28 protein-coding genes are annotated in these 25,917 nt (G+C 49.2%); 12 read left to right on the forward strand and 16 right to left on the reverse strand.

Annotated elements, in window-relative coordinates:
- Positions 1 to 61: 61 nt before the first annotated feature.
- Complete coding sequence (locus tag Q3C19_RS06315; RefSeq protein WP_302728009.1) at positions 62 to 745, forward strand: response regulator transcription factor; 684 nt, start codon at positions 62 to 64, stop codon at positions 743 to 745.
- On the opposite strand, the gene Q3C19_RS06320 is transcribed toward Q3C19_RS06315, so the two are convergent.
- From Q3C19_RS06320 to Q3C19_RS06345, 6 genes are all read right to left on the reverse strand, one after another.
- The gene (locus Q3C19_RS06320; RefSeq protein ID WP_302728011.1) at positions 742 to 1,413 is read right to left on the reverse strand and encodes a hypothetical protein; all 672 of its coding nucleotides are present in this window, start codon (positions 1,411 to 1,413) and stop codon (positions 742 to 744) included. The genes Q3C19_RS06315 and Q3C19_RS06320 overlap by 4 nt on opposite strands.
- Before the next feature lie 140 nt (positions 1,414 to 1,553).
- A complete protein-coding gene (locus Q3C19_RS06325; RefSeq protein ID WP_302728013.1) occupies positions 1,554 to 2,306 on the reverse strand; it encodes a copper homeostasis protein CutC in 753 nt (250 codons plus the stop codon).
- Between the two features lie 169 nt (positions 2,307 to 2,475).
- Complete coding sequence (gene rny, locus Q3C19_RS06330; protein ID WP_302728015.1) at positions 2,476 to 4,014, reverse strand: ribonuclease Y; 1,539 nt, start codon at positions 4,012 to 4,014, stop codon at positions 2,476 to 2,478.
- Between the two features lie 138 nt (positions 4,015 to 4,152).
- Positions 4,153 to 4,443 carry a cell division protein ZapA gene (locus Q3C19_RS06335; protein ID WP_022161576.1) on the reverse strand — a complete coding sequence of 97 codons (291 nt, stop codon included), beginning with the start codon at positions 4,441 to 4,443 and terminating at the stop codon, positions 4,153 to 4,155.
- 12 nt (positions 4,444 to 4,455) lie between these two features.
- Positions 4,456 to 4,749, reverse strand: coding sequence for a hypothetical protein (locus Q3C19_RS06340; RefSeq protein ID WP_071149066.1), 294 nt, complete (start codon positions 4,747 to 4,749; stop codon positions 4,456 to 4,458).
- Between the two features lie 165 nt (positions 4,750 to 4,914).
- A complete protein-coding gene (locus tag Q3C19_RS06345) occupies positions 4,915 to 5,157 on the reverse strand; it encodes a hypothetical protein (protein ID WP_302728017.1) in 243 nt (80 codons plus the stop codon).
- A 300-nt stretch (positions 5,158 to 5,457) separates the two neighbouring features.
- On the opposite strand from Q3C19_RS06345, the gene Q3C19_RS06350 reads away from it, so the two are divergent.
- From Q3C19_RS06350 to Q3C19_RS06360, 3 genes are all read left to right on the forward strand, one after another.
- Positions 5,458 to 6,078, forward strand: a complete 621-nt coding sequence (locus Q3C19_RS06350; protein WP_302728019.1) for a hypothetical protein — start codon at positions 5,458 to 5,460, stop codon at positions 6,076 to 6,078.
- A 13-nt stretch (positions 6,079 to 6,091) separates the two neighbouring features.
- The gene (locus Q3C19_RS06355) at positions 6,092 to 6,376 is read left to right on the forward strand and encodes a transcriptional regulator (protein WP_022162644.1); all 285 of its coding nucleotides are present in this window, start codon (positions 6,092 to 6,094) and stop codon (positions 6,374 to 6,376) included.
- 106 nt (positions 6,377 to 6,482) lie between these two features.
- Positions 6,483 to 7,064, forward strand: coding sequence for a nucleosidase (locus Q3C19_RS06360; RefSeq protein WP_277121896.1), 582 nt, complete (start codon positions 6,483 to 6,485; stop codon positions 7,062 to 7,064).
- 16 nt (positions 7,065 to 7,080) lie between these two features.
- Here the strand turns inward: Q3C19_RS06360 and Q3C19_RS06365 are convergent, their stop codons facing one another.
- Positions 7,081 to 8,127 (reverse strand): endonuclease/exonuclease/phosphatase family protein, encoded by a 1,047-nt coding sequence (locus tag Q3C19_RS06365; protein WP_302728023.1) that lies wholly within the window; start codon positions 8,125 to 8,127, stop codon positions 7,081 to 7,083.
- A gap of 178 nt (positions 8,128 to 8,305) precedes the next feature.
- Positions 8,306 to 9,766 (reverse strand): aminoacyl-histidine dipeptidase, encoded by a 1,461-nt coding sequence (locus Q3C19_RS06370; RefSeq protein WP_302728025.1) that lies wholly within the window; start codon positions 9,764 to 9,766, stop codon positions 8,306 to 8,308.
- Positions 9,767 to 9,911: 145 nt separating this feature from the next.
- On the opposite strand from Q3C19_RS06370, the gene Q3C19_RS06375 reads away from it, so the two are divergent.
- Both Q3C19_RS06375 and Q3C19_RS06380 read left to right on the forward strand, forming a co-directional pair.
- The gene (locus Q3C19_RS06375; RefSeq protein WP_071149070.1) at positions 9,912 to 10,145 is read left to right on the forward strand and encodes a hypothetical protein; all 234 of its coding nucleotides are present in this window, start codon (positions 9,912 to 9,914) and stop codon (positions 10,143 to 10,145) included.
- Between the two features lie 29 nt (positions 10,146 to 10,174).
- Positions 10,175 to 10,777: an OmpH family outer membrane protein gene (locus Q3C19_RS06380; RefSeq protein ID WP_302728027.1), complete on the forward strand. Its 603-nt coding sequence runs from the start codon at positions 10,175 to 10,177 to the stop codon at positions 10,775 to 10,777.
- A gap of 223 nt (positions 10,778 to 11,000) precedes the next feature.
- Here Q3C19_RS06380 and Q3C19_RS06385 read toward each other — a convergent pair whose 3' ends face one another.
- Positions 11,001 to 12,305: a hemolysin family protein gene (locus tag Q3C19_RS06385; RefSeq protein WP_277121901.1), complete on the reverse strand. Its 1,305-nt coding sequence runs from the start codon at positions 12,303 to 12,305 to the stop codon at positions 11,001 to 11,003.
- 73 nt (positions 12,306 to 12,378) lie between these two features.
- On the opposite strand from Q3C19_RS06385, the gene Q3C19_RS06390 reads away from it, so the two are divergent.
- Positions 12,379 to 13,206, forward strand: coding sequence for an alpha/beta hydrolase family protein (locus Q3C19_RS06390; RefSeq protein WP_277121903.1), 828 nt, complete (start codon positions 12,379 to 12,381; stop codon positions 13,204 to 13,206).
- A 27-nt stretch (positions 13,207 to 13,233) separates the two neighbouring features.
- Here the strand turns inward: Q3C19_RS06390 and Q3C19_RS06395 are convergent, their stop codons facing one another.
- The 7 genes from Q3C19_RS06395 to Q3C19_RS06425 all read right to left on the reverse strand — a co-directional run bounded on the left by Q3C19_RS06395 (position 13,234) and on the right by Q3C19_RS06425 (position 20,041).
- Positions 13,234 to 14,598 (reverse strand): S41 family peptidase, encoded by a 1,365-nt coding sequence (locus Q3C19_RS06395; protein ID WP_302728030.1) that lies wholly within the window; start codon positions 14,596 to 14,598, stop codon positions 13,234 to 13,236.
- Positions 14,599 to 14,691: 93 nt separating this feature from the next.
- Positions 14,692 to 16,128, reverse strand: coding sequence for a Na+/H+ antiporter NhaC family protein (locus Q3C19_RS06400; RefSeq protein ID WP_071149074.1), 1,437 nt, complete (start codon positions 16,126 to 16,128; stop codon positions 14,692 to 14,694).
- A gap of 21 nt (positions 16,129 to 16,149) precedes the next feature.
- A complete protein-coding gene (locus tag Q3C19_RS06405; RefSeq protein ID WP_302728032.1) occupies positions 16,150 to 17,325 on the reverse strand; it encodes an MFS transporter in 1,176 nt (391 codons plus the stop codon).
- A gap of 190 nt (positions 17,326 to 17,515) precedes the next feature.
- Positions 17,516 to 17,857, reverse strand: a complete 342-nt coding sequence (locus Q3C19_RS06410) for a DUF86 domain-containing protein (protein WP_071149079.1) — start codon at positions 17,855 to 17,857, stop codon at positions 17,516 to 17,518.
- A complete protein-coding gene (locus tag Q3C19_RS06415) occupies positions 17,850 to 18,149 on the reverse strand; it encodes a nucleotidyltransferase family protein (RefSeq protein ID WP_302728036.1) in 300 nt (99 codons plus the stop codon). Before Q3C19_RS06415 ends, Q3C19_RS06410 begins: the two co-directional genes overlap by 8 nt.
- A 166-nt stretch (positions 18,150 to 18,315) precedes the next feature.
- Positions 18,316 to 19,326, reverse strand: a complete 1,011-nt coding sequence (locus Q3C19_RS06420) for a GGGtGRT protein (RefSeq protein WP_277121488.1) — start codon at positions 19,324 to 19,326, stop codon at positions 18,316 to 18,318.
- 13 nt (positions 19,327 to 19,339) lie between these two features.
- A complete protein-coding gene (locus Q3C19_RS06425; RefSeq protein WP_021846350.1) occupies positions 19,340 to 20,041 on the reverse strand; it encodes an iron-sulfur cluster assembly scaffold protein in 702 nt (233 codons plus the stop codon).
- 378 nt (positions 20,042 to 20,419) lie between these two features.
- On the opposite strand from Q3C19_RS06425, the gene Q3C19_RS06430 reads away from it, so the two are divergent.
- The 5 genes from Q3C19_RS06430 to metH all read left to right on the forward strand — a co-directional run bounded on the left by Q3C19_RS06430 (position 20,420) and on the right by metH (position 25,888).
- A complete protein-coding gene (locus Q3C19_RS06430; RefSeq protein ID WP_302728041.1) occupies positions 20,420 to 20,923 on the forward strand; it encodes a DMP19 family protein in 504 nt (167 codons plus the stop codon).
- Between the two features lie 213 nt (positions 20,924 to 21,136).
- On the forward strand, positions 21,137 to 21,928 hold the full coding sequence (locus Q3C19_RS06435; RefSeq protein WP_302728043.1) for a hypothetical protein: 792 nt from the start codon (positions 21,137 to 21,139) through the stop codon (positions 21,926 to 21,928).
- On the forward strand, positions 21,929 to 22,504 hold the full coding sequence (locus tag Q3C19_RS06440; protein ID WP_287641298.1) for a Yip1 family protein: 576 nt from the start codon (positions 21,929 to 21,931) through the stop codon (positions 22,502 to 22,504).
- A gap of 40 nt (positions 22,505 to 22,544) precedes the next feature.
- Positions 22,545 to 22,997: an SsrA-binding protein gene (gene smpB / locus Q3C19_RS06445; RefSeq protein ID WP_022163123.1), complete on the forward strand. Its 453-nt coding sequence runs from the start codon at positions 22,545 to 22,547 to the stop codon at positions 22,995 to 22,997.
- Between the two features lie 122 nt (positions 22,998 to 23,119).
- A complete protein-coding gene (gene metH / locus Q3C19_RS06450; protein WP_302728048.1) occupies positions 23,120 to 25,888 on the forward strand; it encodes a methionine synthase in 2,769 nt (922 codons plus the stop codon).
- The last annotated feature ends 29 nt before the right edge of the window (positions 25,889 to 25,917 follow it).

Here is a 25,917-nt window from a genome sequence, read left to right on the forward strand (position 1 = left end):
AGAAACCCTGCCGTTCTCCTCTTCCTCCTTTCGGGGAGAGGGCGCGGAGGTAAAACCCTGTATGAAACGACTGAAGATTCTTTTTGCCGACGATGACTTGAAGTACTCCCTGTTGCTGAAACGCTTCCTCGAACAGGAGGGGTACGACGTCACCTATGTAGGAAACGGCAGTATGGCCGTAGAGCAGTTTCCCCTCGTCAGGCCCGACTTAGTGCTGCTCGACATCAACATGCCCGGCCTGAACGGTTTCGAAGTGGCAGCCCGTATCCGCGAGGCGGACAGGCATGTCCTCATCTTCTTTCTGTCCGACCGCAGCGACAAGGCCGACCGTCTGCAAGGCTTCCGCCTCCGGGCGAACGACTACCTGGCCAAGCCCTTCTATCCGGAGGAACTGATAGCCCGCATACGCGAGCGCTTCTCCTCGCAGCTCGACGAGGTGGTCGAGGAGGAAGTGTATGGCTTTGGCCGCTCGGTGTTCAACTACAGCACCAACGAAATCCGTACGGGCACCCACAAAGTGCTCATCACTTCGCGTCAGGCCGACATCCTGCGGATGCTGGCACGCAATGCGAACACGACGGTGGCGCGCTCTGCCCTGCTCGAAGCCGTGTGGGGCAGCGACAGTTATGCCAACTCGCTGGCCCTGAACGTGCAGATCACTTACCTGCGGAGGGCATTAAAAAACGACCCAACCGTACGGATTGAGTCGTTGATGAAAAAAGGGTATGTGCTTACGGTCGGTTAGGGCATCGCCGGAGCGGTTTCGGTGATGTTCTCCCCTTCGAACGAATGTACCTGATTGCCGATGTTCTGGTAATAAATACCTTCCCACTTGCCGGTAGTCTCTATCTCCTGGCCGGTCGTCTTCCCACGGAACAGGGCACGGTAGGTGTAAGTCACCTGATACTCCATGATTTCCGAGGTGATGTAGGCGATGAACGGTGTCTCCGACTCGATGTACAGGTCGGGCTGCTCGGAGTTGTACAGGTAATATTCGGTAGAGAAAGGTACCTGTGGAATATTCCGCGTGTACATGTGAAAGTAAACTCCCGTGGTAGGCTGTGTTGCGCTTTGGGGGACACAAACCGAGTCGGTGACCGAACCTGCCAAACGCTGGAACAGTACGGGGTCATCGGGGAGGAAGAGGGAGCTTTGGCGATAGCCTTCCATCACGTCGAGTTCAATGTAATGCTTGCCTTCCGATTTCTGTTGCGAAGTTGATTCGTGGGTGAAGGATTGTGCTTTGCTGAACGATACGTCGTCGGGCATGCGGCACCATTCTATATCGACCAGTTCGTATTCCTTGTCGAGCAGGGTGGCTGTCACGTCGTTGTCGTCGCTGCATGCAGTGAACGAAAGAAGCAAGCCGACGAGCAGGAATACGTTATTGAATATGTGTTGCAGTACTTTCATAGTTGTCTGTATAAAGGATTAGTCCTTACAAAGGTAACAATTTTTCGGGACTTTAGTTGCCTGTGAAGGTAAAAATCGACCGAAAGGCCGCATTTTCCGACTAAATGACCGGAAAATACAGCCGAAGTCAGCGTCTGTGCCTATTGTTGAACTATGGCGGCGATGGTCTTTCTGACCCTTTCGGCAGTGGTGACCGGCCGCGAATATTCGTCGATGCACACCGTTCCGCCCATGGAGACAGCCTCGTTGCGGAACTGCATCCTGCTGGTCAGTTGCTCACGAGCCGAGAAATGGAATTCGCGGATGCCCGTCTCGTCGGCTATGCGGGCAATATTGTTTTCGTTGACACCGCAGCCGGCCAGCAGAATGATGCGTCCGTCGGCTTGTGCCTGCAGTTCCTTCAGCAGGGGGATACCCTGTTCGGCAGTGGGCTGTGCACCCGAGGTCAGAATGCGTTGGCAACCCAGTTGGATGAGGGTCTCTAATGCCTGCTTGGGCTGGCGGCATACGTCGAAGGCACGGTGAAAGGTGACCGACATGCCTTGCGCGGCTTCGAGCAGTTGCTTCATCAGGGCGATGTCGATATCGCCTTCGGGCGTCAGGCAGCCGAAGACTACGCCGTCGGCTCCCAACCGGTGGGCATTTTCGATGTCCTTCAACATGATGCGTTGTTCGACGGGGGTATAGAAGAAATCGCCTCCGCGTGGGCGGATGATGACGTGCAGGCGCGTATGCATCAGTAGCTCGCGGGCAGTGGCTATGTCGCCGTACGAGGGAGTGGTCCCCCCTTCGGGAATGCCGGCGCACAGTTCTACACGGTCGGCTCCTCCTGCCTGTGCAGCGAGGCAGCTTTCTACGGAATTGGCGCAGACTTCAAACTGATAATGGTTCATGACTTGGTGGAGGTGAGGTTGGTCCGGCCGTTGTAAGTCGTTCCTGCCGGCAACTGTGTTGATAGAAACGGGGCACGGATTACACTTCTTTCCACAGTTGGTTGTTGGGACTTTCCGTGGCTTTTCGTGTAATCCGTGCCTTCAATGGTAGAGTTGTTATGTAGCTATGTTATTTGGCGTAGCTTACCGCACGTGTCTCACGGATGACGGTAATCTTCACCTGACCCGGATAGGTCATCTCATCCTGAATCTTCTTGGCAATTTCGCTCGACAGACTTTCAGTTTGCTTGTCGTCTATCTTGTCGGCACCGACAATGACGCGCAGTTCGCGTCCGGCCTGGATGGCGTATGTCTTTGTTACGCCCGGGTAGGACATGGCAAGTTGCTCAAGATCGTTCAGACGTTTGATGTAGGCTTCTACTATTTCGCGACGTGCGCCGGGGCGTGCACCCGAGATGGCGTCGCACACCTGTACGATGGGAGCCAGCAGGCTGGTCATTTCCACTTCGTCGTGGTGGGCACCGATGGCGTTGCAGATATCGGGTTTTTCCTTGAACTTCTCGGCCAGCTTCATACCATAGAGTGCGTGTGGCAGTTCGGGCTCTTCGTCGGGTACTTTACCGATGTCGTGCAGCAGTCCGGCACGTTTGGCTTTCTTGGGGTTCAGGCCCAGTTCCGATGCCATGACGGCGCAAAGGTTAGCTGTCTCGCGGGCGTGTTGCAACAGGTTCTGTCCGTAGGATGAACGGTATTTCATCTTTCCGATAATGCGGATCAGTTCGGGGTGCAAGCCATGGATACCCAGGTCGATGGTGGTACGCTTACCGGTTTCGATGATTTCTTCTTCTACTTGTTTGCGTACTTTGGCTACTACTTCTTCGATGCGCGCGGGGTGGATGCGGCCGTCGGTCACTAATTGGTGCAGGGCCAGACGGGCTATCTCGCGGCGTACGGGGTCGAAGGCGGAGAGTACGATGGCTTCGGGGGTGTCGTCCACCACGATTTCCACACCGGTGGCAGCTTCCAATGCGCGGATGTTACGGCCTTCGCGTCCGATGATGCGTCCCTTGATTTCATCCGATTCGATGTGGAATACGGTGACGGAATTCTCGATGGCTGTTTCGGTGGCAACCCGTTGGATGGACTGGATGACGATGCGTTTGGCTTCCTTGCTGGCAGTCAGTTTGGCGTCGTCCATAATGTCGTTGATGTAGGACTGTGCCTGCGTTTTGGCTTCTTCCTTCAGCGATTCTACCATGCGTTCTTTGGCTTCTTCGGCCGAAAGTCCGGAGATGGCTTCCAGTTTTTCTATTTCCTGGCGTTGCAGGTGGTCCAGTTCTTCTTTCTTTTTGTCTATTACTACGAGCTGTGCCTCCAGGTTTTCCTTGATGGCATCTGCTTCCTGTTTCTTGCGTTGCAGTTCTTCGTGGCGTTGATTCAACACCATTTCGCGTTGTTTCAGCTTGTTTTCGGCCTGTTGTATTTTCTGGTTGCGGATGGCTACCTCCTTTTCCAGGTCGGCTTTCTTGTTGAGGAATTTTTCCTTTACTTCGAGTAACTTATTCTTTTTAATCACTTCCGCCTCTGCTTCGGCATCCTTCAGAATGCTATCGTATTTGGACTTCAGCCCGTGCTTGAAGAACAGGTACGAGGCGAATCCTCCGATAAGAAAGCAGGCAATGGATACTACTATTGTAACTACTGTCATTTTAATTTGTTTTTTATAGATATAAATAAAAACGCACTGTATAAAAGCCTGTCTCTATCGGCAAGACGGACTTTTGCACAGTGCGTGGGTTTTCTACTTAATAAATAAGGTATACTTTGAAGGTGGCGGTTGTACGGATTACGGTTCTTTAAAGTAATCTTCCAGCACCTTTGTCAGTTCCTTTATCTTTGTTGTATAGGGCTCAGTGTCGTTACGCTGTTTCTGTTGCAGGTTTTCCAGCGAGAACTGATAGGCCACCATGGCTATGATCCGTTCGGCGGAAACGCTCTGATAATGTTCGCGATACGCATTGAGCCTCAAATCGACCTGCTTGGCGGCTTCCCGCACCATCTGTTCGTCTTCGCGGTTGATGGTAAGCGGATAAGAAGCTCCTGCCATCTGCAGGTTTATTTTTATTTTATCGTTCATACATCTTCTTCTTTATTCATTCAACAAAGCGATGCATTTATCGACTTCACGCACTAATTTTGACAATCGCAGCTTCGTCTCTTTTACGTCGCTGCCGTTAAGGCTGATTGTCGTAGCTGATTTTAGGTCTGTGTAGTTCTGTTCCAGTTGCTTATATTCGGCCATCAGTGTCCGGCATTCTTCTTCTTTGGCATCGAGAAGTTGCTTTAGTTCGGCATTCTCGCGTTTTAATTCATCGTGCAGATAGATTAAATGACGCAGCCTGGCTTCAAAGGTACTTAATAGCTTCTTTTCTTCTTCTGTCATTACTACACCAAAATTGTACACAAAAATACGTTTTATTCGGATATTACAAAAACTTTTCAGAGAAAAACAAGTCTTTCGGGAGTTTTTTTTCTTCTTTTTGTTTCTGTGGGAGGATGTTTTTGCCTGAATAGGGCGATTATTCTGTCATTTTGTTGATGAGAGCCGTCATTCTCGGAAGGCTTCGGCGGCGTGGGGCGGGCGGATGCCATCGGATGCTTGCGGGCTTGGTATACGGATGGATGTGGTTGGGCTTATTCGTGAAAGGTGGTTTGTATGGTTTGGAAAGGTTCTTCCATAGGGAGTCGCTTTCATCTCGCGTGCCGGGATGCACATTTCGGCTGGCGGGATGTATATCTCGGCCCGCGGGATGTACATTTCGCGGGCTGAGATGTAACTTCTCCTATGCATGAGTGGCTTCGTGTTTAGGGGAAGGGAGGTGTCGGGCCTGACGTGTCTTTATGCGAAGCCTGGGGTGTGGTGGGGTGATAGCGGGCAGGTGGCTGACAGGGTGTGCAGGGTGGAGGGGATGTGTACGGGGGCGTCGGTTGTACGGATCTGGAGAAAAAGTAGTTTAGAACGTATTTTTATTTATGATATAATTTGGTTTATAAAATAAACCTCTTATCTTTGCAATGGAGTTCGAACGACAACTGTGACTAATAGAATGAGGGGGAACCCTGTACATGTAAAACAAATGAAGGAGGACAAATGATGGAAGACCGAAAACTGAACGAAAGGGAGAGTCTGGAGCTGATAGCGCAGATGATCCGCAATACGCGCCGCAATCTGGATGCGGGCGGTGGAAATATGTTTCTGTTGTGGGGATATACCGGCGTGGTGGTTACACTGGGTGTGTGGGCTGCCTTGTATTTCACGAACTGCACTGCCTGCCTGTGGGGCTTTTGGGCGCTGCCGGTGGTGGGATGGTTGCTGTCGTGGTGGTTTGGCCGCCGGTGGCGGAAGCAGCAGGGAGCGAAGGACTATACCGACCGTGTGGTGGGTCAGGTGTGGCAGATGATTGGCATTGCCTGTTGTGGTGTGGCTGTGTTTGCTACGTTGTATCAGGCTTACGGACTGATTCTGCCTTTGTGTGCCATGCTGGTTTCGCTGGGCAGTCTGCTTACGGGCATTATCATCCGTTATACCCTGTTTTCGGGATTGCCTTCGCTGGGCTTTGCCTGGAGTCTGGTGCTGGTGTTTCAGGTGGTTTCCAGTGGTGTATCTTCTGCAACGCTGCTTGTGTTTGCCGTTATTGTGCTGCTGTCGCTGGTTATCCCGGGGCATGTGTTGAACCGTCGGGCTCGCAGGGAGGTTATACCTAACGCATAAGAAAGGAACCGTTATGTTTAAAGAACTGAATCCTTTGCTGCATAGCGAGCTTCGGCTGGCCGTCATGTCGCTGCTGCTCAGTGTCGAGGAGGCTGACTTTGTCTACATCCGTCAGCAGACGGGAGCCACGGCAGGCAATCTGAGCGTGCAGATAGACAAACTGAACAAGGCTGGCTATGTGGAGGTGACAAAGACTTTCAAGGGCAAGATGCCTTGTACGGTCTGTAAGATTACCCCCTGTGGCGTCGATGCTTTCGAGGAGTATGTGGAGGCGCTGAAGACTTATATTAAAATGTAGAATGTATGCCACGGAGGATGCTGCGTATTGCAGGGCCATTGTCTGGAAGGATAAGGAAGACGCTGTGAAACGCTGTCTCCTCGGTGGTGAATAAAAAAGAAACAAGATGAGAATACTGGTTACTTACGCCGTTCAAGGCGAATTTACGGAGTTGAAGTTTCCCGGCATCGTCGGGGGCGAGGAAGTGCAGGTGGGCTATTTGCGCACGGGCATCGGTAAGGTGAAGTCGGCTTTTTATCTGGCCGAAGCCATCACGCACGGGCAGCCCGATCTGGTGGTAAATGTGGGTACGGCAGGCAGCGTCAGCCGTCAGGTAGGCGATGTGCTGGTGTGCCGCCACTTTGTCGACCGCGACATGCAGAAGCTTTCCGACCTGGGCATGGAGTGGCAGATTGACTCTGCCGAACTGCTGGCGCAGAAAGGCTATTGCCTGCACTGGCCCGACAACGGTACGTGCAATACCGGCGACAGCTTCCTGACCGAGCTGACTGATGTGAAAGGCGACGTAGTAGACATGGAAGCCTTTGCCCAGGCGTGGGTGTGTCGTGCCAAGGGAGTGCCTTTCATAGCCGTGAAGTATGTGACAGACGTCATCGGACAAAACTCGGTGAAGCATTGGGAAGACAAGCTGGCCGAAGCACGCCAAGGTTTGAGCGACTTCTTCGAAGGGCTGGTAACTACCGTGTGAGTCGTCAGGTCCGGGCTTAATAGAGGATGTAGAAATCGGCCCAGACAGGCAGGTGGTCGCTGTAGCCTCCTTGGTACTTCATGCCGTAATAGGTGCGGAAGGGTTGCCTGCCGCCGTATTTCTTGTCCGGAGCCAGCAGAAAGTCGGGTGCAAAGACGTCTCCCCCGCGGGTGTGGCAGGGTGCGTCGGGGAGTAGTAGCGTGCCCGATACGATGATGTGGTCGAGCAATCCCCATTCACCCCGATACTTGTAACTGCCGAAGTGCTTGCGGCGGGCTGCCTGGTGCGCCAGCAGATGATAGAGCCCGTAAGGATTGGGCTGTGTGGCGACGACGGACGAAGCAGCATTTCCGCCGGTGTTTTTCGGCAGCAACTGTGCTCCGAGCACCTGGCGTATGGACTTGTTGTGTGGATAGTCGTTGAAGTCGCCCATAATCAGTATTTGCGGCCGTTGGCGGACGTGCAGCAGGCTGTCTGCTGCCTGCCTTACCAGTCGGGCGGCCCGTAGGCGATAAGGCTCTGTCTCCCTTGCGCCCTCCGAGCGGGAGGGGAAGTGACAGACGAATACATCGAGCGTATCCAGATTGAGCAACAGGCCGCTGACATGGAGGATGTCGCGGGTAGGGCGGCTGTCTTTGCCGGGCGGCGGGACGGAGATGCTTCGATGAGCAATGGGCTTGAACAGGTGCCGCTGATAGAGCAAAGCCACATCAATGCCCCGAAGGTCGGGCGAATGAGTCATCAGATAGCGGTAGCCGGCTTCGCGAAGGGCAGAGTAGCGGGTCAGGTCGCGAATGACCGTATCGTTTTCCACTTCGCATAAGGCTACCAGAGCAGGCGCTTCCCATTGGCCTACGGCGGTGATGACGCGGGCGATGTTGTTCAGTTTCTTCCGGTATTTCGTGTAGTTCCAGTGGCGGATGGCATCGGGCAGAAATTCCCGGTCTTCTTTCAGGGTGTCGTGTCGGCTGTCGAAGAGGTTCTCGACGTTGTACGACATGACGCGGAATCGGGCAGTGTCCCGGCGTGTCTGGCCGGATGCCGTCAGGGCAAGTAGCAGCATGCAAGCGCAAATTCCCCATCTTTTCAGCGGAGGAAAAACAGAAAGGACTGACCTTGAAGGCTTAAGGCACGTCCGCCGTGTGGCTGTGTCTTCCGGTGCAGGAAGAATGTGGAAACAGCGATTCGGCGCGGGCAGTGTCTGGTCCGTCATGGTCAGTCCTTGTTTATGTATCAGCAGATCACTTCTTGACAGGTGCGTTCTTGAGGATGTCCAGCAGGTGATCCCAGAACTTCTGTACGGTAGGAATCAGCATCCGTTCGTCGGGCGAGTGTACTCCCTGCAAGGTAGGACCGAATGAAATCATGTCCAGTGTCGGGTACTTGTCGAGGAACAAGCCGCATTCCAGTCCGGCATGGATAGCCTTTACCTTGGCATCTACACCGAACAGACGTTTGTACGAAGCGGTTGCAATCTCCAGAATCTCGGAGTGCGGGTTGGGTTTCCAGCCCGGATAGCCTTCGCCCGAAGAAACTTCGGCACCGGCCATTTCGAATACGGTGCGTACCATTGTGTTCATATCGCGTTTGGACGAAGCGGTAGAACTGCGCTGGCTGGTTTCGATACGGATGATGTTTCCGGGTTTCATCTTCACCGAAGCCATATTGGTAGATGTTTCTACCAGTCCCGGAATGTCCTGACTCATGGCGTATACACCGTGAGGCACTGCATAGATGGCTTGGATCAGACGCTTGGTGGTGTCTTTGTCGATGGCTTTTGCGCGCGGTGCTTCCGACTCCATCAGCAGTTGCAGGTCGGGGTCTGTTACGTTGTATTCGGCTTGTACTTCCGCAGCAAAAATGTTCAAGTCGGCACGTACGGCATGCTTGTCGGCCTCAGGCAAGGCGATAACGGCATGTGCTTCGCGTGCGATGGCATTGCGCAGGTTTCCGCCGTCAATCTCGCACAGATACATGTCGTACTTCTTCAGTGTCTGGCTCAGGAAACGGTTCAGAATTTTGTTGGCATTGCCGCGTCCCAGGTGGATGTCGCCGCCCGAGTGTCCGCCTTTCAGTCCTTTCACCTGTACCTTGCAGCAGAAGTAACCGGCAGGTACGTCCACCTCCTGATATGCGAATTGTGCTACGGTGTCGATGCCTCCGGCACAGCCGATGAACAGTTCGCCTTCGTCTTCCGAGTCGAGGTTCAGCAGGATGTCACCGTTCATGAAGCCTTCTTTCAAGGCAAAAGCACCGGTCAGTCCGGTTTCTTCGTCGATGGTGAACAGACATTCCAGCGGGCCGTGTGCTATGGTGTCGTCGGCCAGAATAGCCAGTTCGGTTGCTACGCCAATACCGTTGTCGGCTCCCAGTGTGGTACCTTTGGCTTTCAGCCATTCTCCGTCGATTTCGGTTTCGATGGGGTCGTTCAGGAAGTCGTGCTGCACGTCGTTGTTTTTCTCGCACACCATGTCGACGTGCGATTGCAGTACGATGGTCTTACGGTTTTCCATTCCCGGTGTGGCAGGTTTCTTTATCAGTACGTTGCCAACTTCATCGGTCAGTGTCTCCAGATTATGCTTTTTTCCGAATGCTTGCAGATAGGCTATAATCTTTTCTTCTTTCTTCGAGGGGCGTGGCACTTTACATATTTCTGCGAAATAATGGAACACGCCCTGCGGTTTTAAATCTTCATTTTTCATTCGATTATCTTCATTAGTTTAACCTCTCATTGCTAAATATGGTTAAAATGGTTGACTATTCTCTTCCCCTCTCTCTTTTTTTAATGTAAAAAGGGTACGTTAGTCCGTCCAAAGCCCTATATTTGCACCCACAAAAATAGTGAATATGCTCCATACCATATTAATAACATTGTTAATAGTTGCTATTTGCGTCGTATTGCTGGGCGTAAAAGTGTTTTTTGTGAAAGGCGGGCGTTTCCCGAATTCACATGTCAGCGGAAGTAAGGCAATGCGTGACAGGGGTATCGGATGCGTACAGTCGCAGGACAGGGAAGCGCAACGCAAGCGTCGCTTTTCCATCGACGAACTGGAACAGAGACTGAATGAGAGTCTGAACTAATTAATTCTAAAAACAATATTTATCAAGTTATGAAGAGATTGAACTATCTGATGAACGGTTTGGTAGCTCTTGCACTGATCGTTTTATTTTCTCAATGTGCCGGCAAAACAGAAACTCAAACAGCAGGTGCTCCTGCACAGGCAGCAGCCGGATTGTCGGGCATGAAGATTGCTTATGTGGAAATTGATACCCTTTTGGCTAAATACAACTTCTGCATCGATTTGAACGAGGCCATGGTGAAGAAGAGCGAGAATGTTCGTCTGACGCTGAACCAGAAAGCCAAAGAACTGGATAAGCAGAAACAGGAATTCCAGACAAAATATCAGAATAACGCCTATCTCTCACAAGAAAGAGCCCAGCAGGAATACAATCGCATCGCCAAGCTGGAGCAGGACTTGCAGGCATTGAGCAACAAATTGCAGTCTGAACTGATGAGCGAAAACGACAAGAACAGCCTTCAACTGCGCGATTCTATCAATGCATTCCTGAAGGAATACAACAAGACAAAAGGTTATAGTCTGATTATCAGCAATACCGGTTTCGATAACCTGCTTTATGCTGATAGCGTTTACAACATCACGAAGGAAATTCTGGATGGTTTGAATGCCAGATATTCTTCTCCGAAGAAATAATATTTAGCTGATAAGTTTTCCTCTCCCGTCAAAAGGAAAGGGCAAACAAAAGGATATAAAAAACAAAGATTGCAAGCTCTGCATCGTCAGGACTTGCAATCTTTTTTTGTGCTCCTATACATTATTATATATATGTATGTCAAGTCGTCGAAGGCTTTTCTTCGCATAGGGCGGGGCTGGAAAATGCCTTCCGGCTACTGACTAATATCTATGATTGGGCTGGTTAATCTTTCTCTTCTTCCTCCTCGTGTTTGATGACCAGCAATTTGTCTACACGTCCACGGTCCATGTCTACTACTTCGAAGTCCAGATTCTGATAACTGAACAAGTCACCCGCCTTGGGTACCCGTCCGATAAGGAACATGGCCAGTCCGCTCAGTGTGGTAAAGTCTTCTTCGCGCAGGTCATCGTAATTCATGATGCCCATAGCCTCCATAAAGTCGTCCAGGTTCATCGAGGCCTCTACCAGCATGGAGCCATCCTGACGCACGGTGATGTCTTCTTCTTCCGTTTCGTTCTCTTCGAGGATGTCACCGAAAATACTTTCTGTCAGGTCGTGCAGGGTGATGATGCCTTCTGTATTTCCATACTCGTCTACTACAACGCCAAACTTGTTCTTGTTCTTTTTGAACAGTTCGAGCACCTTCTTCGCATACAGGCTTTCGGGAATGAACAGAGGTGGACGTGCAATGCTACGCAAGTCGAACGGCTGACTGCTGTTGCCCTGCATCAGGATGATGTCTTTCACTGATACCACTCCGATTACTTCATCCTTGCTTTTATCTACCAGCAGGTATTTACTGAAATGCTGTTCGCGGATGATGCGCAATACTTCTTCCTGTGTGTCCGAAGGGTGCAGCACAATGACGTCGCGCCGATGAGTCATCAGGTCATTAGCCCGTTTGTCCGAGAAGCGGAATACGTCTTTCAGCATTTCGGTTTCGTCTTTGTCGATGACACCCTGTTCCGAACTCTGGTGCAGAATCATTTTCAGTTCGTCCTGTGTCATCTGGCGTTCCTCGTTGTTTTCCATACCGATCATTTTATTCACCAGCTTGGTTGATGCGCTCAGCAGGCAGACGAAGGGATACGATATCTTGGTCAAAGCTATCATAAAAGGACTGAGCAAAGTTGCCCATTTCTCAGGATTGTTCAGAGCCACGGTTTTGGGAACCAGTTCGCCAATGATAAGCGACAGATAGGTAATGACGGCTACAATCGTGACCATGGCAAGCGTGTCGGCATAGGCTGCAAGGCCGGGAATAACGCTAAACAGCGGTCGTACATCGTCGGCAAGTGTGGCGCCACCGTATGCACCCGAAACAATTCCGATGAGTGTGATGCCTATTTGGATGGTCGAAAGAAATCTTTCCGGTTCTTCCAGTTGTTTCAGTACGCCTTTGGCTCTTTTGTTTCCTTTGCCTACCAGCGTTTCCAGACGGGCTTTACTGGAGGAAACCAAAGCTATTTCGTACATGGCAAATACGCCGTTAAGAACCAATAAGATAAGAATGATGACAAATTCCATATAATGTTTTGAGTGTTTATGCTGCAAACTTACTAATTTTGGCGCATAAAAATAATGAAATAGATGTAAAACAATGAAAAATGTAAGAAAGAGAACAAGTTTGTCCGCTGTTTTGCTACTGTTGCTGGCTGTTTCGGTGCAGGGTGCACGTGTCGATACAACGTGGGTGGACAGTCCTTCGATGAAGAAGAAGGTAGAGGTGATTTATGTAGTACCCGACAAAGCTTTGGGAGAGAATCCGCAGGCATGTCCGGTGGTTTATCTGCTGCACGGTTATGGTGGGAATGCCGGAACCTGGATTGGCATCAAGCCGGAGTTGGGGAAGATTGCTGATGAGAAGGGATTGATTTTTGCTTGTCCCGACGGTGAGAACAGTTGGTATTGGGATAGTCCGAAGCATGAAGATGTACGTTACGAGACTTTTATCTCTTCGGAACTGATAAAGTACACGGATGCCCATTATGCTACGCGTGCCGACCGGAAAGGTCGTGCCATTACTGGTCTGAGCATGGGCGGACATGGAGCCATGTGGAATGCTTTACGACATAAAGACGTGTTTGGTGCAGCTGGCAGTACGAGTGGAGGTGTGGATATCCGTCCTTTCCCCAAGAACTGGGAAATGGCAGTACAGCTTGGCGACTATGAATCGAACAAAGCGTTGTGGGATGCACATACCGTTGTCAACCAGCTCGACAGTATAGCTAACGGTGATTTGGCACTGATCATTGATTGCGGTGAGAAGGATTTCTTCCTTGAAGTGAATAAAGACCTGCACAAGCGTTTGTTGGAACGTGGTATCGATCACGACTTCATTACCCGTCCTGGTGTTCACGACGGACGGTATTGGAACAATTCAATCGATTATCAGATACTTTTCTTCGAGAAATATTTCAAGCGCTAAGCTCTTCTCCTGTACCTTTCTGCCTGGTTATCGGACGATGATACCTCGTGGGAAGGTACGTTTCATTTTTACTTCTTTTACGTTGGCGGCACTTGTTGCGCGGGTTGTTTCTGAACCGTCCAGGCTGATGCTGCCGTCAATGATTCCCAGAGCGGCGCTTAACAGTGCTTCTTTCGGGTCACCCAAAGGCAATACGGTAGCAGGGTCGCTCAGCGGGCTGACCGAATAGCTGGGAGTGAATCCGTTGGTATAATTGGCTGTACCTCGTGCATTGAATATCTCGCAGACAGCCAGTCGCAGTGCCCACATGAATTGCGTGTTCTCAAAGCGCTCGGTACCGATGTATTCGCCCTTCGTCGTCTCGCCTACTACAATAACTTTCATGTAGGGAGTCAGGCTGTTGATCAACATTTCAGCCGCTCCGGCCGTGGTACCGCTTGTCAGTATGTATACGGTAGACAGATTTAGATTGGAACCTCCTACCAGCAGCTGTGCGTCAAATATCAGGTCATGGTTCTTTCCGCTTTTCTTTTGGTTGTATTGCAATGTGGCCAGCGTACCGCCCAGTTTGTCGGATGGGGCAAGGATACAGGCCAGTCTTTGTACGCTTTCCATATCGCCTCCGGCATTGTATCGCAGGTCCAGCACGAAATCTTTTACATTGTTCGTTGCGCAAGTCTTCGAGAACTCCAGCAGTTGTGTATCGCTTTCGGTGTCGAAGCTGTTGTAGACCAGATAGCCGATGTTACTATTGTTGTGCTGTATGATGGTGCTGGCCGGTATGACGGCATCTGTTACCGGTCGTGTGGCCGGCAATACGCTTTCTCGGTCTTTCACAACTTCGGCAGTTTCGGTTTCCGTTCCGTCTTCTCCAGTCTCGGTGTGTACGGTATATTTCCCGATGACGATGTCTTTGCTCTCGCCTTCGGTCAGTATGGTTTCATTTTTCTTGGTGATATAGTCGTTGTTCACCATCATTATCCATTCGCCGCGTTTCAGGCCTGCTTCGGCTGCCGGCGATTCGGGAACAACGTAGGTCACCATGGCGTAGTAGGCCGTGTCGTTGTCCGGCACTTGGCTCAGCGAATAGTCAAACCCGTAGCTGGGAGTGGAGGCAGTCAGTAGGGTGTCTACCGAAGAGATTCCGTTATCCTTCTCCGACTTTGCTGCGTCGAGGAAGGATTGCGGTTCAAGGAAATAGTTCAGGTCGTCGAACGAAGGAATTTCTTCATACCACAGGTAGTCTTCCCGCATGACGCTGTCTATCCACAGGTCACGTCCCGTCCACGGATAGTACTCTGGCCAGCGGTCTACGCCGCACGAGAAGAGGCTTGTCAGTACAAGAAGTCCTCCTAACAAATAAAACAGTGTATTCCTTGTTCTTATCTGCATTTCCTTGTTCTTTTTATTTTCTGCCTGCAAATGTAGCGAATAGTTCGTTTATCTGCTTACAAACGTGATAAAATAATTGATAACGTCCGATGTTTATGCATTGTCGTCTTCCTTCTTTTTATAAATTCTGTAACCGATGGCTGCTATGCATATACTCATAAGCGGACTGATGATATTGAAGAAACAGTATGGCAGGTAGACCAGTGTGGGCACACTCAGAATGGTGGCCTGCGTCATGCCGCACGTGTTCCAAGGTATCAGTGGCGAAGTGACGGTGACAGCATCTTCAGTTGTGCGGCTCAGCAGGCGACTTTCGTATCCCCGCTTCTTGTAAATGTTGCCAAACATGTTGCCTGTCAGGATGATGCTGATGTACTGGTCGGCCGTAGCCAGATTCAAGAAGAGTCCGGAAGCAACGGTCGATGTCACCATACTGAAGGTATTCTTCATGAAGCGTACAAAGACCGACGTGATACTGCCCAGCATGCCGCTGGCCGTCATGGCACCGCCGAAACACATGGCGCAAAGGATGAGCCATACGGTGTTCATCATGCCTCCCATACCACGTGTGGCTACCAGTTCGGTCAGCATGGCGTTATCGGTTTGCAGACTGGTACTGCCGTAAAAGGTCATCATGCAACCTTTGAACAGGCTGCCGTTGCCGGCAATCTCTCTCAGCAGATCGGGCTGGAAGATAAGGGCAAACAGGCCTGCCAGTAGGGTTGATGCAAATAGGGTAATGATGGATGGTACCTTGCGGGCAATCAGGATGCCTGTCACTATCGGTACGATCAACAGCCAGGGGGTGATGTTGAACTTGCTGTCCAGTGCTGCCGAAATCTCACTGATCTGTTCCGTTCCGCCCGTATCGTGAGTCAGTCCCATGACGGTGAACAGTATCAGGCTGATGACCAGCGAAGGAATGGTAGTAATCATCATGTATTTGATGTGTCGGAACAGTGGTGTTTCGGTGACCGACGCCGCCAGAATGGTTGTTTCGGACAAAGGCGAAACTTTGTCGCCGAAGTAAGCGCCCGAGATAATGGCACCTGCTATCCAGCCTTCGTTGAATCCCTGTGCTTTGCCGATACCCAGCAGGGCTATGCCGATGGTGGCAATGGTAGTCCACGAGCTGCCTGTCATGACGGAGATGATGACACAAATCAGGCAGGTGGAGGCTAGAAAGAAGTCGGGATGCAGAATCTGCATGCCGTAATATATCAGGGCAGGCACTACGCCGCTAATCATCCAGGCACCACTTAGTGCACCTATTATCAGCAGGATGATGATGGCGGTAGCTACACCGCTGATGTTGTTGGTGATTGCTATTTCGTAGTCTCTCCACGGGATGCGGTAGAAAGCCACTCCGATGAATGCGCAGGCAGCCGTCGTGACGAGCAGGGATATCTGGCTTCCACCGCTCAGCGCATCGCTGCCGAAAGTATGAATGGTGGCGAACAGCATTCCCACCAGCAGCAGTATCGGCAGGAGGGAGACAAATGGGGAGGGTATTCTCTTTTCTCTATTCATGTGAAGTTTATGATTGCTAAGTTATTTCTTGGTACAAAGTGTCAGTAGGGCTGCCAGTAAGGTGAGTGTTACACTGGCCAGGGCCGCGCCTGCCCAGCCCCACATTTCCCAGCAGCTTCCGGCCAGGAAAGTGCCTAAGGAACCGCCAATGAAATAGGTGGTCATGAAAATCGTGTTCACGCGGTTAGAGGCTGAAGGACAAAGTTCGAAGATGCTGGCCTGGTTGCTCAGCTGTACGCATTGCATGCCGATGTCGATGAGGATGATACCGGCTACGATGCCCACATAGCTGTTGCCGCCATAATAGAGCAATGCCCATGCGCACAGGTTCAGTGTGAAGCCGATGTAATTGAATCGTCGGATGCCTACTTTCCTGATGCTTCCGCCAACGAATGAGGCTGTCAATGCGCCTGCAATGCCGCATAAGCCAAGTATGCCTACAACGTCGCTTCCGGCATAGAAAGGAGCTCCGGCCATCTTGAACGCCAGGCACGACCACATGGCCAGAAACGATCCGAATACCAGACCTGAACGTACCGAGTAGATGCGCAGAGCCGGATAATCGCGTATCAGCTGGAACAGCGATTTCATCAGGTCGCTGTATTTGCCTTCGAAAGTCGGCCGGATGTCGGGCAAGACTTTCAGCACAACGACGGCGCATATCACCATCAGTCCTGCCGCAATCAGATACATTTCGCGCCAACCCAGTACGTCGCCTACGTATCCGCTAATCACACGCGAGGCCAATATACCTGTCAGCAGTCCCGAAATGACCATACCTACGTTGCGGCCTTTGTTCTCGGGACGCGAGAATTGGGAGGCTATCGGGACGAAAATCTGTGGTATCATCGAACCGATGCCCGTCAGCAGAGAGGCAGCCCAAACGATGTAGATGTTGGGAGCCCATGCAATGGCCAGCAACGAGAATATCAATAACGTAAAGTTGGTCAGGATGATGTTCTTGCGATGATACAAGTCGCCCAGTGGTACGATGAACAGCAATCCCAAAGCATAACCTACCTGAGTGATGACGGTTATCAGGTTGGCTTGAAACTCAGATACGTCCAGATCATGTCTGATCAGGTTTAGCAAGGGCTGGTTGTAATAAATGTTGGCTACCGATACTCCTGCTACGATGGCGAGCATCCATAAAATGGAGGCGGGAAGTCCGCCGTTTTCTTTCAATTCTTGTTTCATGCCGCAAAGATACGGCTTTTCTTTGAATGCTCGGCTATTTTGTGTGGAAGCTTGCCAGATTCTCTGTTGTCTGTCGGGGAGTTGGCTGTGTAAAATTGCCTAGTTAGGAAAAAATATTTTCCTAACTGGAGAAAAATTTTTTCCTAACTAGGGAAAAATAAAGGGAGAATTCTTGTTTAACTAACGTGTTTCATTCATAACTTAATAAAGTGGTTACTTCATTTCTTAGTTTCGGCAGGTGATTGATTACCATGCTCCAAAGAATATCTGCCGATAAACTGTCATAGCCATGAATAATATAGTTTCTTGCATCCACAATTTTACGTGAATTGGTGATGGCGATATTTTTGTCCGTTTTTAATATTCTGTTCATTGCTTCGCCAATAATCTCTATATTTCGTTCAATAGCACGCCTAAGGCAAAGATTGCTGTAAAAGTCATCAAACAATTTGGGTTTGTCACCAAAGAAACTTTCTATTTCTTCGATGGCAGTCAGAATATCTTGCAGGTGTTTCTTTGTCAAATCATCCATAGATCAATGCTTTTGTTGCGTCCACATTTTTTTTCAGATATGGATTCTTTATAGTCTGTTCTTCCAACAAGTCCACTTTTCTGCCAAACAATTCTTCCAACGAATATTTGAAATCAAAGTAGTTGTCGAAATAATCATTTACCTCTACTTTGTTAAAAGAAACAACGAAGTCTATATCGCTATCATCATTGAAACGATCAGTAAGTATAGAACCAAACACAAATAGTTTGCTTACCTTGTACTTTTTGCACAAAGCGAAAATCTTCTGTATGTTGTTTTCTATTAGTTTCATAAACAAACTTGCTTATGATACAAAGATAGTAAAGTTGCGCAATAATAGCGCTATTTGTGAGGACTTTTTTCTATTCCTTCCTAATTTACCTATGGAAGTACTGATAAAATAAAAATCCCCATAACTCATAAAGTTACAGGGATTTATTATTTTGATTAAGTATAGATTACTTATTCAGAGCCTGAGCAACGTCAACGGCGCAAGCTACTGTACAACCTACCATTGGGTTGTTACCGATACCCAGGAAGCCCATCATTTCTACGTGAGCAGGAACTGATGAAGAACCAGCGAACTGAGCATCAGAGTGCATACGGCCCATAGTATCGGTCATACCGTAAGAAGCAGGACCGGCAGCCATGTTATCCGGGTGCAAAGTACGTCCTGTACCACCACCAGAAGCTACTGAGAAGTACGGCTTACCAGCCAGTACACGTTCTTTCTTGTAAGTTCCGGCAACCGGGTGTTGGAAACGTGTCGGGTTAGTAGAGTTACCAGTGATAGAAACGTCTACGCCTTCCTTCCACATGATAGCTACACCTTCGCGAACGTCGTCGGCACCGTAGCATTTTACTTTGGCACGAGGACCGTCGCTGTAAGCGATTTCCTTCACAACTTTCAGCTCGCCAGTGTAGTAGTCGAACTGAGTCTGTACGTAAGTAAAGCCGTTGATACGAGAGATGATCATGGCAGCGTCCTTACCCAGACCGTTCAGGATACAACGCAGAGGCTCTTTACGAACCTTGTCAGCCTTAGCGGCAATTTTGATGGCACCTTCAGCAGCAGCGAATGACTCGTGACCAGCCAGGAAGGCGAAACATTTGGTTTCTTCGCTCAGCAGACGGGCAGCCAGGTTACCGTGGCCCAGACCTACTTTACGGTCGTCAGCTACAGAACCGGGGATGCAGAATGCCTGCAGACCGATACCGATAGCTTCGGCAGCTTCGGCAGCTGTTTTAACGCCTTTTTTCAGTGCAATGGCGCAACCTACTACGTAAGCCCATTTTGCATTTTCGAAGCAGATAGGCTGAGTTTCTTCGCAAGTCTTATAAGGATCGAGGCCGTAAGATTCGCAGATTTGGTTAGCTTCTTCGATATCCTTGATGCCGTTTTCGTTCAAAGCAGCAAGAATTTGCTTGATACGACGGTCTTGGCTTTCAAATTTCACTTCTCTAATCATATTTCCTTCCTCCTTATTCTTTACGTGGGTCAATGTATTTAACTGCACCGGCCTCTTTGCTGAAGCGTCCGTAAGTACCGGTTACTTTCTTCAGAGCTTCGTTGGCGTCTGTACCTTTCTTGATTTCGTCCATGAACTTGCCCAGGTGAACGAATTCATATCCGCAAACTTGGTCGTCTTTGTCCAGAGCGATAGTCTTGATGTAACCTTCGGCCATTTCCAGGTAACGTGTACCCTTAGCCAAAGTTCCGTACAGTGTACCTACCTGGCTACGCAGACCTTTACCGAGGTCTTCCAGACCGGCACCGATCATCAGACCGCCTTCTGAGAAAGCAGACTGTGTACGTCCGTATACGATTTGCAGGAAAAGTTCGCGCATGGCTGTGTTGATAGCATCGCAAACGAGGTCAGTATTCAGGGCTTCGAGGATGGTCTTGCCCGGAAGGATTTCAGATGCCATAGCGGCAGAGTGAGTCATACCGGAGCAGCCGATAGTCTCGACCAGAGCTTCCTGGATGACACCTTCCTTAACGTTGAGGGTTAATTTACAAGCACCTTGCTGAGGAGCACACCAGCCGATACCGTGTGTCAAACCAGAGATGTCAACAATTTCTTTAGCTTTTACCCATTTACCTTCTTCGGGAATAGGAGCCGGTCCGTGGTTAGGACCCTTCTTTACAACACACATGTGTTCCACTTCGTGTGAATAAGTCATAATTAGCTCTTTTTTAGATTAGTTATATAATAAAAAAGTAAATCCACTTTTTCGGAATCGGTCACAAAGTTACTGCTTTTCCCCGTTTCTGGCAAACCTGTGATTTGACTTTTTTATTAAAAATAAGTAACGGACTGCCTATTTCTGGCCGAATGCAAAGTAGAGATTGCAGTTGTCGGGCTTTTGCAAATAAATTGTTCGGATTGCTTCGTTTTTTACGGGGAAGTTTCGATATTTGCTTACTCAATTTCCTAATATGTAAAAGACAGTTCCATTTCGTTTGGGTGTCCTCTTACGGTTGTGCACGGGTTGGGGATATTTTCTTCTGTAGATGGGAATAGGTTGGCAAAACTTGAGTTAAACTATAATATAATAAGGATGGAAAGAATTGAAGTGACCGATGCAGCTTTGCGTCAGGCTGCGGCCGAAGGAATGGATGCATTTATCCAAGTGTTTACCGATGCCTATCGCAAGGTGACCGGAGGTGAGCTTACAGCTGAAACGATGCCTTTGCTTACCGGCGAACAGCATACGTTGCTGGCCTATCAGATTTTTCGTGATGAGTTGATGGAGGGAGGTTTCTGTCAGCTGATACAGAACGGTTATGGCGGGTACATTTTTGTGAATCCCTTTGCCAAGGTGATGAGGCTTTGGGGGCTGGGTGACCTGAGCAAGATGGTGTATGCTGCGAAGAAAATCTACGATGCCCATCGTGAAGACTTGGAGCGCGAACGTACCGACGGCGAATTTATGGCCATGTACGAGGACTATGAGGCTTTCGATGAATTGGAAGATGAATTTTTGGAGCGTGAGGAGGAATTTACGGCTCAGGTGGCGGCTTATGTCGACGAGCATCTGGAACTGTTTGCCACAATTGTATAGGTAGATTCCAAGGTTTCGATTGGTGATGTGAGAAACAGAAATAGAAAGGGAGTGGAAACTGAAGTTTCTGAATATTTGTTAATATGTGGCCGCTTCATGCAGTATTTTACTTAATCTTTCATTTAACCTTAAAAACAATGAAAAAATGAGGAGAGTCGTGTGTAACTCCATTCTTTTATCTAATTTTGCAAACCAAATTATTTATAAAAAGAAATGAAACAACTAAAATTTTTTGCGCTTGCCCTTACGCTGTTGATGGGCATTTCGTTGACTTCTTGTTTTAATGATGATGACAACCCGATTGTATCAACTTCAATGTTCGTTCGTTACGATGGTGGTTATTATGGTGCTTCGTTTACAACAATGGATGGAGTTCGTTTAATACCGACTGACCAGTCTGTGATGTTGACACTCACAGAGGGTTTGTATAATCTAAACTTTCAATATAATCGTGATGAAGTACCTGAAGGGGCTAAAGAAATTACAATAACATTGTTGTCTGATCCGGTTCGTCTGGACAGACTTTATACAAGCCCTGAATCTGGTTCTAGTGTCTCAAATGCTGCGTTATATGCTTTTGAATATACATATAACTATGCAGGGTGGCCAACTACTTTATGTCCGATGCTTTATGATAAGACTACTATGATTTATCCGGCTTTGTTCTGGCGTGCCGTTGTAGCCGATGATGATGCTTATGAAGAAGAATTGGCTAAACATCAGTTTACAGTAACTTATGAGGTAAAACCTGCGGAACCTACAGTGCTTTATCTGTATGTTAATCACAATGTGACGGATGAGGCCGGTGAGGTAGTTAGCCGTACCATGAACAATGTTGTGATGTACGAGCTGAATATTCAAGCAGGTGTCGCAGCCATTGAAAGCGCAGGCCAGAAAATGTCGAAGATCATTATGATAGGTAAATGCAATTCTTCTTCCGACAATATGGAAGGAGCGCAAGAAGCGAGATTCGAAATAGATTGTTCTAAATATAATTTTGACTAATTGAACTACAAAAGTTTATTTCATACCGCACTTTTACTGATTTCCTCCCCGGCCCGTGCCTGGGAGGAAATTCGTTTGGAAGAGGATAGACGAACGGTGTTTACCGCCTTTGTCTATCCTATGATTGGTTTATGCGGTCTCTCCGTCTTCATCGGTTCGTTGCTGCTGAAGGGGTGGAGTGGTCCGGAGAGTTTTCAGTATGCCATGACGCAATGTTGTGCTGTGGCTGTGTCGTTGTTTGGCGGCTATTTCCTGGCAGCTTATCTTATCAACGCTTTGCGTGTCCGCTTGTTTATGCAGGACGATGATATTAACCTGACGCGTCAGTTTGCAGGATACGCCATGGTTGTACCTTTCCTGCTCCAGATCATTATTGGTGTATTGCCCGACTTCAATATCATCGCTATGTTATTGCAGTTCTACATTGTGTATGTGGTGTGGGAAGGCAGTCGCAGCCTGATGGAAGTAGAAGAGAAAGATCGTCTGCGTTTCACGGTGATTTCGTCGATACTGCTGATTGTTTGTCCGGCAGTCATTCAGTTATTGTTCAACAAGCTGACATTGTTGCTGAACTGATCTGTTATTATTCATCATCTCTCATTATTCATTGTTGAAAATGAAACAAGCTCCTGTAAATATCAAGAACAAACGTGCTACGTTCGACTACGAGCTGATAGATACCTATACGGCAGGTATCGTGCTGACGGGCACTGAGATAAAGTCAATCCGGCTGGGAAAGGCCAGCTTGGTGGATACTTTCTGTTACTTCTCTAACGGCGAACTGTGGGTAAAGAACATGCATATAGCCGAGTATTTTTATGGCTCGTACAACAACCATTCGGCACGCAGGGAGCGGAAACTGTTGCTCAATCGTAAGGAATTGGACAAGTTGCAACGTGGTTCGAAGGATCCTGGTTTCACTATCATTCCTGTACGTATGTTTATAAACGAGAAAGGGTTGGCCAAAGTCGTGGTAGCTTTGGCTAAAGGTAAGAAACAGTACGACAAGCGTGAATCGCTCCGCGAAAAAGATGACAAGCGCGACATGGCGCGTATGTTTAAACGATAGAGTTCAGTTGGCGAGTAAGGAAGGCTACAGTTTACAAGCTCCCGTAGTCTCGTTAACTTGTCAACTTGTTAACTTATTAACTTATTAACTTAAAGACTCATCAACTTAAAAACTTAAGAACCATGACTTTGCAAGAGTTGGTGAACAGACGCATCCTGATTCTGGATGGCGCCATGGGCACCATGATACAACAATACAACTTAACAGAGGAAGATTTTCGGGGAGAGCGTTTTACCGATCTTCCCGGGCTGATGAAAGGTAACAATGACTTGTTGTGCTTGACGCGCCCCGATGTGATACTGGATATTCATCGTAAATATTTGGCAGCCGGTGCCGATATCATCGAAACCAATACCTTTAATTCTACCCGCATCAGTATGGCCGATTATCACACGCAGCATCTGGTTGATGAAATCAATCGTGCGGCAGTGAAACTGGCACGTACACTGGCTGATGAATTTACTGCACTGACTCCCGACAAGCCTCGTTTCGTAGCTGGGTCGGTAGGGCCTACCAACAAGACTTGCTCGATGAGTCCTGATGTGAACAATCCGGCTTTCCGTTCGCTGACGTTCGACGAGCTGGCTGAGGCATACACGGAGCAGATGACAGCTTTGTTAGAGAGCGGTGTGGATGCTTTGCTGATTGAGACCATTTTCGATACACTGAATGCTAAAGCTGCTCTTTTTGCAGCCCGGCAGTCGATGGAGGCAACCGGAATATTCGTGCCGCTGATGCTTTCCGTCACTGTTTCCGACACGGGCGGACGTACGCTGTCCGGTCAGACGCTGGATGCTTTTCTAGCTTCGGTGCAGCATGCCAATATATTCTCAGTAGGTTTGAACTGTTCGTTTGGAGCGCGTCAGCTGAAACCTTTTTTGGAGCAGCTTGCTGCACGTGCACCTTATTATATTAGTGCTTATCCCAATGCGGGACTGCCCAACAGCTTGGGTAAGTACGATCAGTCGCCCGACGACATGGCCCGTGAGATACAGGAATACATTGACGAAGGACTGGTGAATATTGTAGGCGGCTGTTGCGGTACGACTGATGCTTATATCGCCCGTTTTGCCGAACTGGCATCCGGCGCGCGGCCTCATGTGCCCGCTCGCCGTCCGCAGCATTTATGGCTCTCGGGCTTGGAATTGCTCGAAGTAAAGCCTGAAAATAATTTCGTCAATGTGGGCGAGCGTTGCAACGTGGCAGGCTCACGCAAGTTTCTGCGACTGATAAACGAAAAGAAATATGAGGAAGCCCTCAGCATAGCCCGTCGGCAGGTGGAAGATGGGGCACAGGTGATCGACATCAATATGGACGACGGTCTTCTTGATGCTGCACACGAAATGACGGTCTTTCTGAATCTGATTGCTTCCGAACCTGATATTGCCCGTGTGCCAGTAATGATAGATTCCTCGAAGTGGGAAGTGATTCTGGCTGGTTTAAAGTGCCTTCAAGGCAAATCGATTGTAAACTCCATCTCTTTAAAAGAGGGTGAAGAGAAGTTTCTGGAGCATGCCCGTATCATTCGTCGTTACGGAGCTGCTGTGGTAGTCATGGCTTTCGACGAGCAGGGGCAGGCTGATACGTTCGAACGGAAAACGGCTGTGTGTGAGCGGGCTTACCGTTTGCTGGTTGATAAAGCAGGGTTCGATCCGCACGACATTATTTTCGATCCTAATGTGTTGGCTGTGGCTACGGGAATGGAGGAACATAATAATTATGCGGTCGACTTTATCCGTGCAGCAGGATGGATACGAAAGAATTTACCTGGCGCCCACGTCAGTGGTGGAGTCAGCAATCTTTCTTTCTCGTTTCGGGGAAACAATTATATCCGCGAGGCGATGCATGCTGTGTTCCTGTATCATGCCATTCGCGAGGGGATGGATATGGGTATTGTCAATCCGGCTACTTCTGTGCTCTATACCGACATTCCGGCCGATATACTGGAGCGTATTGAGGACGTGGTGCTGAATCGTCGGCCTGATGCTGCCGAGCGGCTGATTGAGACGGCCGAACGTCTGAAGGCCGAGGCTGATGCAGCTAAAGCAGCTGCTGCAGATGGGGTTGTGCAGGCTGTAACTCGTTCGCAGCAATCGTGGAGGGAAGGTACTACGGTAGAAGAGCGGTTGAAATATGCTCTGACTAAAGGAATTGGCGATTATCTGGAAGAAGACTTAGCAGAAGCCTTGCAGAAATATCCCAAGGCTGTAGATATTATTGAAGGTCCGCTGATGGCAGGTATGAATCATGTAGGCGATCTGTTTGGAGCTGGTAAGATGTTTCTGCCTCAGGTGGTGAAGACAGCTCGCACCATGAAGAAGGCTGTTGCTATTCTGCAACCTGTTATCGAGTCGGAGAAGCAGGCCGGAGCAGCTTCAGCAGGAAAAGTGCTGCTTGCTACGGTGAAAGGTGATGTGCACGACATCGGAAAGAATATCGTTTCGGTAGTTATGGCTTGTAACGGTTACGAGATTGTAGACCTTGGGGTTATGGTATCTGCCGAAGTCATTGTGCAACGTGCCGTTGAAGAGAAAGTGGACATGATTGGTCTGAGTGGTCTGATAACTCCTTCTTTGGAAGAGATGGCTCATGTGGCTGCGGAACTGGAGAAAGCAGGTCTTGATATTCCACTGATGATTGGTGGTGCTACTACTTCGCAACTGCATACCGCTTTGAAGATTGCGCCGGTCTACCATGCTCCGGTGATCTATTTGAAAGATGCTTCGCAGAATGCAACAGTGGCTGCCCGTTTGATGAATGCAAATGCCAGGCGTGAGTTGCAGGCCGAGCTGGACGAAACTTACCGCCAGTTGCGTGAAAAAAGTGGAGAGCAGCAGGTGAAAACCGTTTCACTGGAAGAGGCGCGTGCCAACAGGCTGAAACTGTTTTAAGCTGCGATTCCGTTTTTTAATTGTGGCGC

The sequence above is a fragment of the Bacteroides sp. ET489 genome, assembly GCF_030518095.1.
Classification (GTDB): Bacteria; Bacteroidota; Bacteroidia; order Bacteroidales; family Bacteroidaceae; genus Bacteroides; species Bacteroides ndongoniae.

What these genes read in the sequence shown, in the direction of transcription:
- Q3C19_RS06400 (WP_071149074.1), bottom strand. Translation starts at nt 16,128, where the DNA reads ATGAATAGAGAAAAGAGAATACCCTCCCCATTTGTCTCCCTCCTGCCG.
- Q3C19_RS06405 (WP_302728032.1), bottom strand. Translation starts at nt 17,325, where the DNA reads ATGAAACAAGAATTGAAAGAAAACGGCGGACTTCCCGCCTCCATTTTA.
- Q3C19_RS06345 (WP_302728017.1), bottom strand. Translation starts at nt 5,157, where the DNA reads ATGCATAGGAGAAGTTACATCTCAGCCCGCGAAATGTACATCCCGCGG.
- Q3C19_RS06370 (WP_302728025.1), bottom strand. Translation starts at nt 9,766, where the DNA reads ATGAAAAATGAAGATTTAAAACCGCAGGGCGTGTTCCATTATTTCGCA.
- smpB (WP_022163123.1), top strand. Translation starts at nt 22,545, where the DNA reads ATGAAACAAGCTCCTGTAAATATCAAGAACAAACGTGCTACGTTCGAC.
- Q3C19_RS06395 (WP_302728030.1), bottom strand. Translation starts at nt 14,598, where the DNA reads ATGCAGATAAGAACAAGGAATACACTGTTTTATTTGTTAGGAGGACTT.
- Q3C19_RS06430 (WP_302728041.1), top strand. Translation starts at nt 20,420, where the DNA reads ATGGAAAGAATTGAAGTGACCGATGCAGCTTTGCGTCAGGCTGCGGCC.
- Q3C19_RS06375 (WP_071149070.1), top strand. Translation starts at nt 9,912, where the DNA reads ATGCTCCATACCATATTAATAACATTGTTAATAGTTGCTATTTGCGTC.
- Q3C19_RS06365 (WP_302728023.1), bottom strand. Translation starts at nt 8,127, where the DNA reads ATGCTGCTACTTGCCCTGACGGCATCCGGCCAGACACGCCGGGACACT.
- Q3C19_RS06410 (WP_071149079.1), bottom strand. Translation starts at nt 17,857, where the DNA reads ATGGATGATTTGACAAAGAAACACCTGCAAGATATTCTGACTGCCATC.
- Q3C19_RS06315 (WP_302728009.1), top strand. Translation starts at nt 62, where the DNA reads ATGAAACGACTGAAGATTCTTTTTGCCGACGATGACTTGAAGTACTCC.
- Q3C19_RS06415 (WP_302728036.1), bottom strand. Translation starts at nt 18,149, where the DNA reads ATGAAACTAATAGAAAACAACATACAGAAGATTTTCGCTTTGTGCAAA.
- Q3C19_RS06340 (WP_071149066.1), bottom strand. Translation starts at nt 4,749, where the DNA reads ATGACAGAAGAAGAAAAGAAGCTATTAAGTACCTTTGAAGCCAGGCTG.
- Q3C19_RS06320 (WP_302728011.1), bottom strand. Translation starts at nt 1,413, where the DNA reads ATGAAAGTACTGCAACACATATTCAATAACGTATTCCTGCTCGTCGGC.
- Q3C19_RS06385 (WP_277121901.1), bottom strand. Translation starts at nt 12,305, where the DNA reads ATGGAATTTGTCATCATTCTTATCTTATTGGTTCTTAACGGCGTATTT.
- Q3C19_RS06380 (WP_302728027.1), top strand. Translation starts at nt 10,175, where the DNA reads ATGAAGAGATTGAACTATCTGATGAACGGTTTGGTAGCTCTTGCACTG.
- metH (WP_302728048.1), top strand. Translation starts at nt 23,120, where the DNA reads ATGACTTTGCAAGAGTTGGTGAACAGACGCATCCTGATTCTGGATGGC.
- Q3C19_RS06420 (WP_277121488.1), bottom strand. Translation starts at nt 19,326, where the DNA reads ATGATTAGAGAAGTGAAATTTGAAAGCCAAGACCGTCGTATCAAGCAA.
- rny (WP_302728015.1), bottom strand. Translation starts at nt 4,014, where the DNA reads ATGACAGTAGTTACAATAGTAGTATCCATTGCCTGCTTTCTTATCGGA.
- Q3C19_RS06390 (WP_277121903.1), top strand. Translation starts at nt 12,379, where the DNA reads ATGAAAAATGTAAGAAAGAGAACAAGTTTGTCCGCTGTTTTGCTACTG.
- Q3C19_RS06325 (WP_302728013.1), bottom strand. Translation starts at nt 2,306, where the DNA reads ATGAACCATTATCAGTTTGAAGTCTGCGCCAATTCCGTAGAAAGCTGC.
- Q3C19_RS06350 (WP_302728019.1), top strand. Translation starts at nt 5,458, where the DNA reads ATGATGGAAGACCGAAAACTGAACGAAAGGGAGAGTCTGGAGCTGATA.
- Q3C19_RS06335 (WP_022161576.1), bottom strand. Translation starts at nt 4,443, where the DNA reads ATGAACGATAAAATAAAAATAAACCTGCAGATGGCAGGAGCTTCTTAT.
- Q3C19_RS06435 (WP_302728043.1), top strand. Translation starts at nt 21,137, where the DNA reads ATGAAACAACTAAAATTTTTTGCGCTTGCCCTTACGCTGTTGATGGGC.
- Q3C19_RS06425 (WP_021846350.1), bottom strand. Translation starts at nt 20,041, where the DNA reads ATGACTTATTCACACGAAGTGGAACACATGTGTGTTGTAAAGAAGGGT.
- Q3C19_RS06360 (WP_277121896.1), top strand. Translation starts at nt 6,483, where the DNA reads ATGAGAATACTGGTTACTTACGCCGTTCAAGGCGAATTTACGGAGTTG.
- Q3C19_RS06355 (WP_022162644.1), top strand. Translation starts at nt 6,092, where the DNA reads ATGTTTAAAGAACTGAATCCTTTGCTGCATAGCGAGCTTCGGCTGGCC.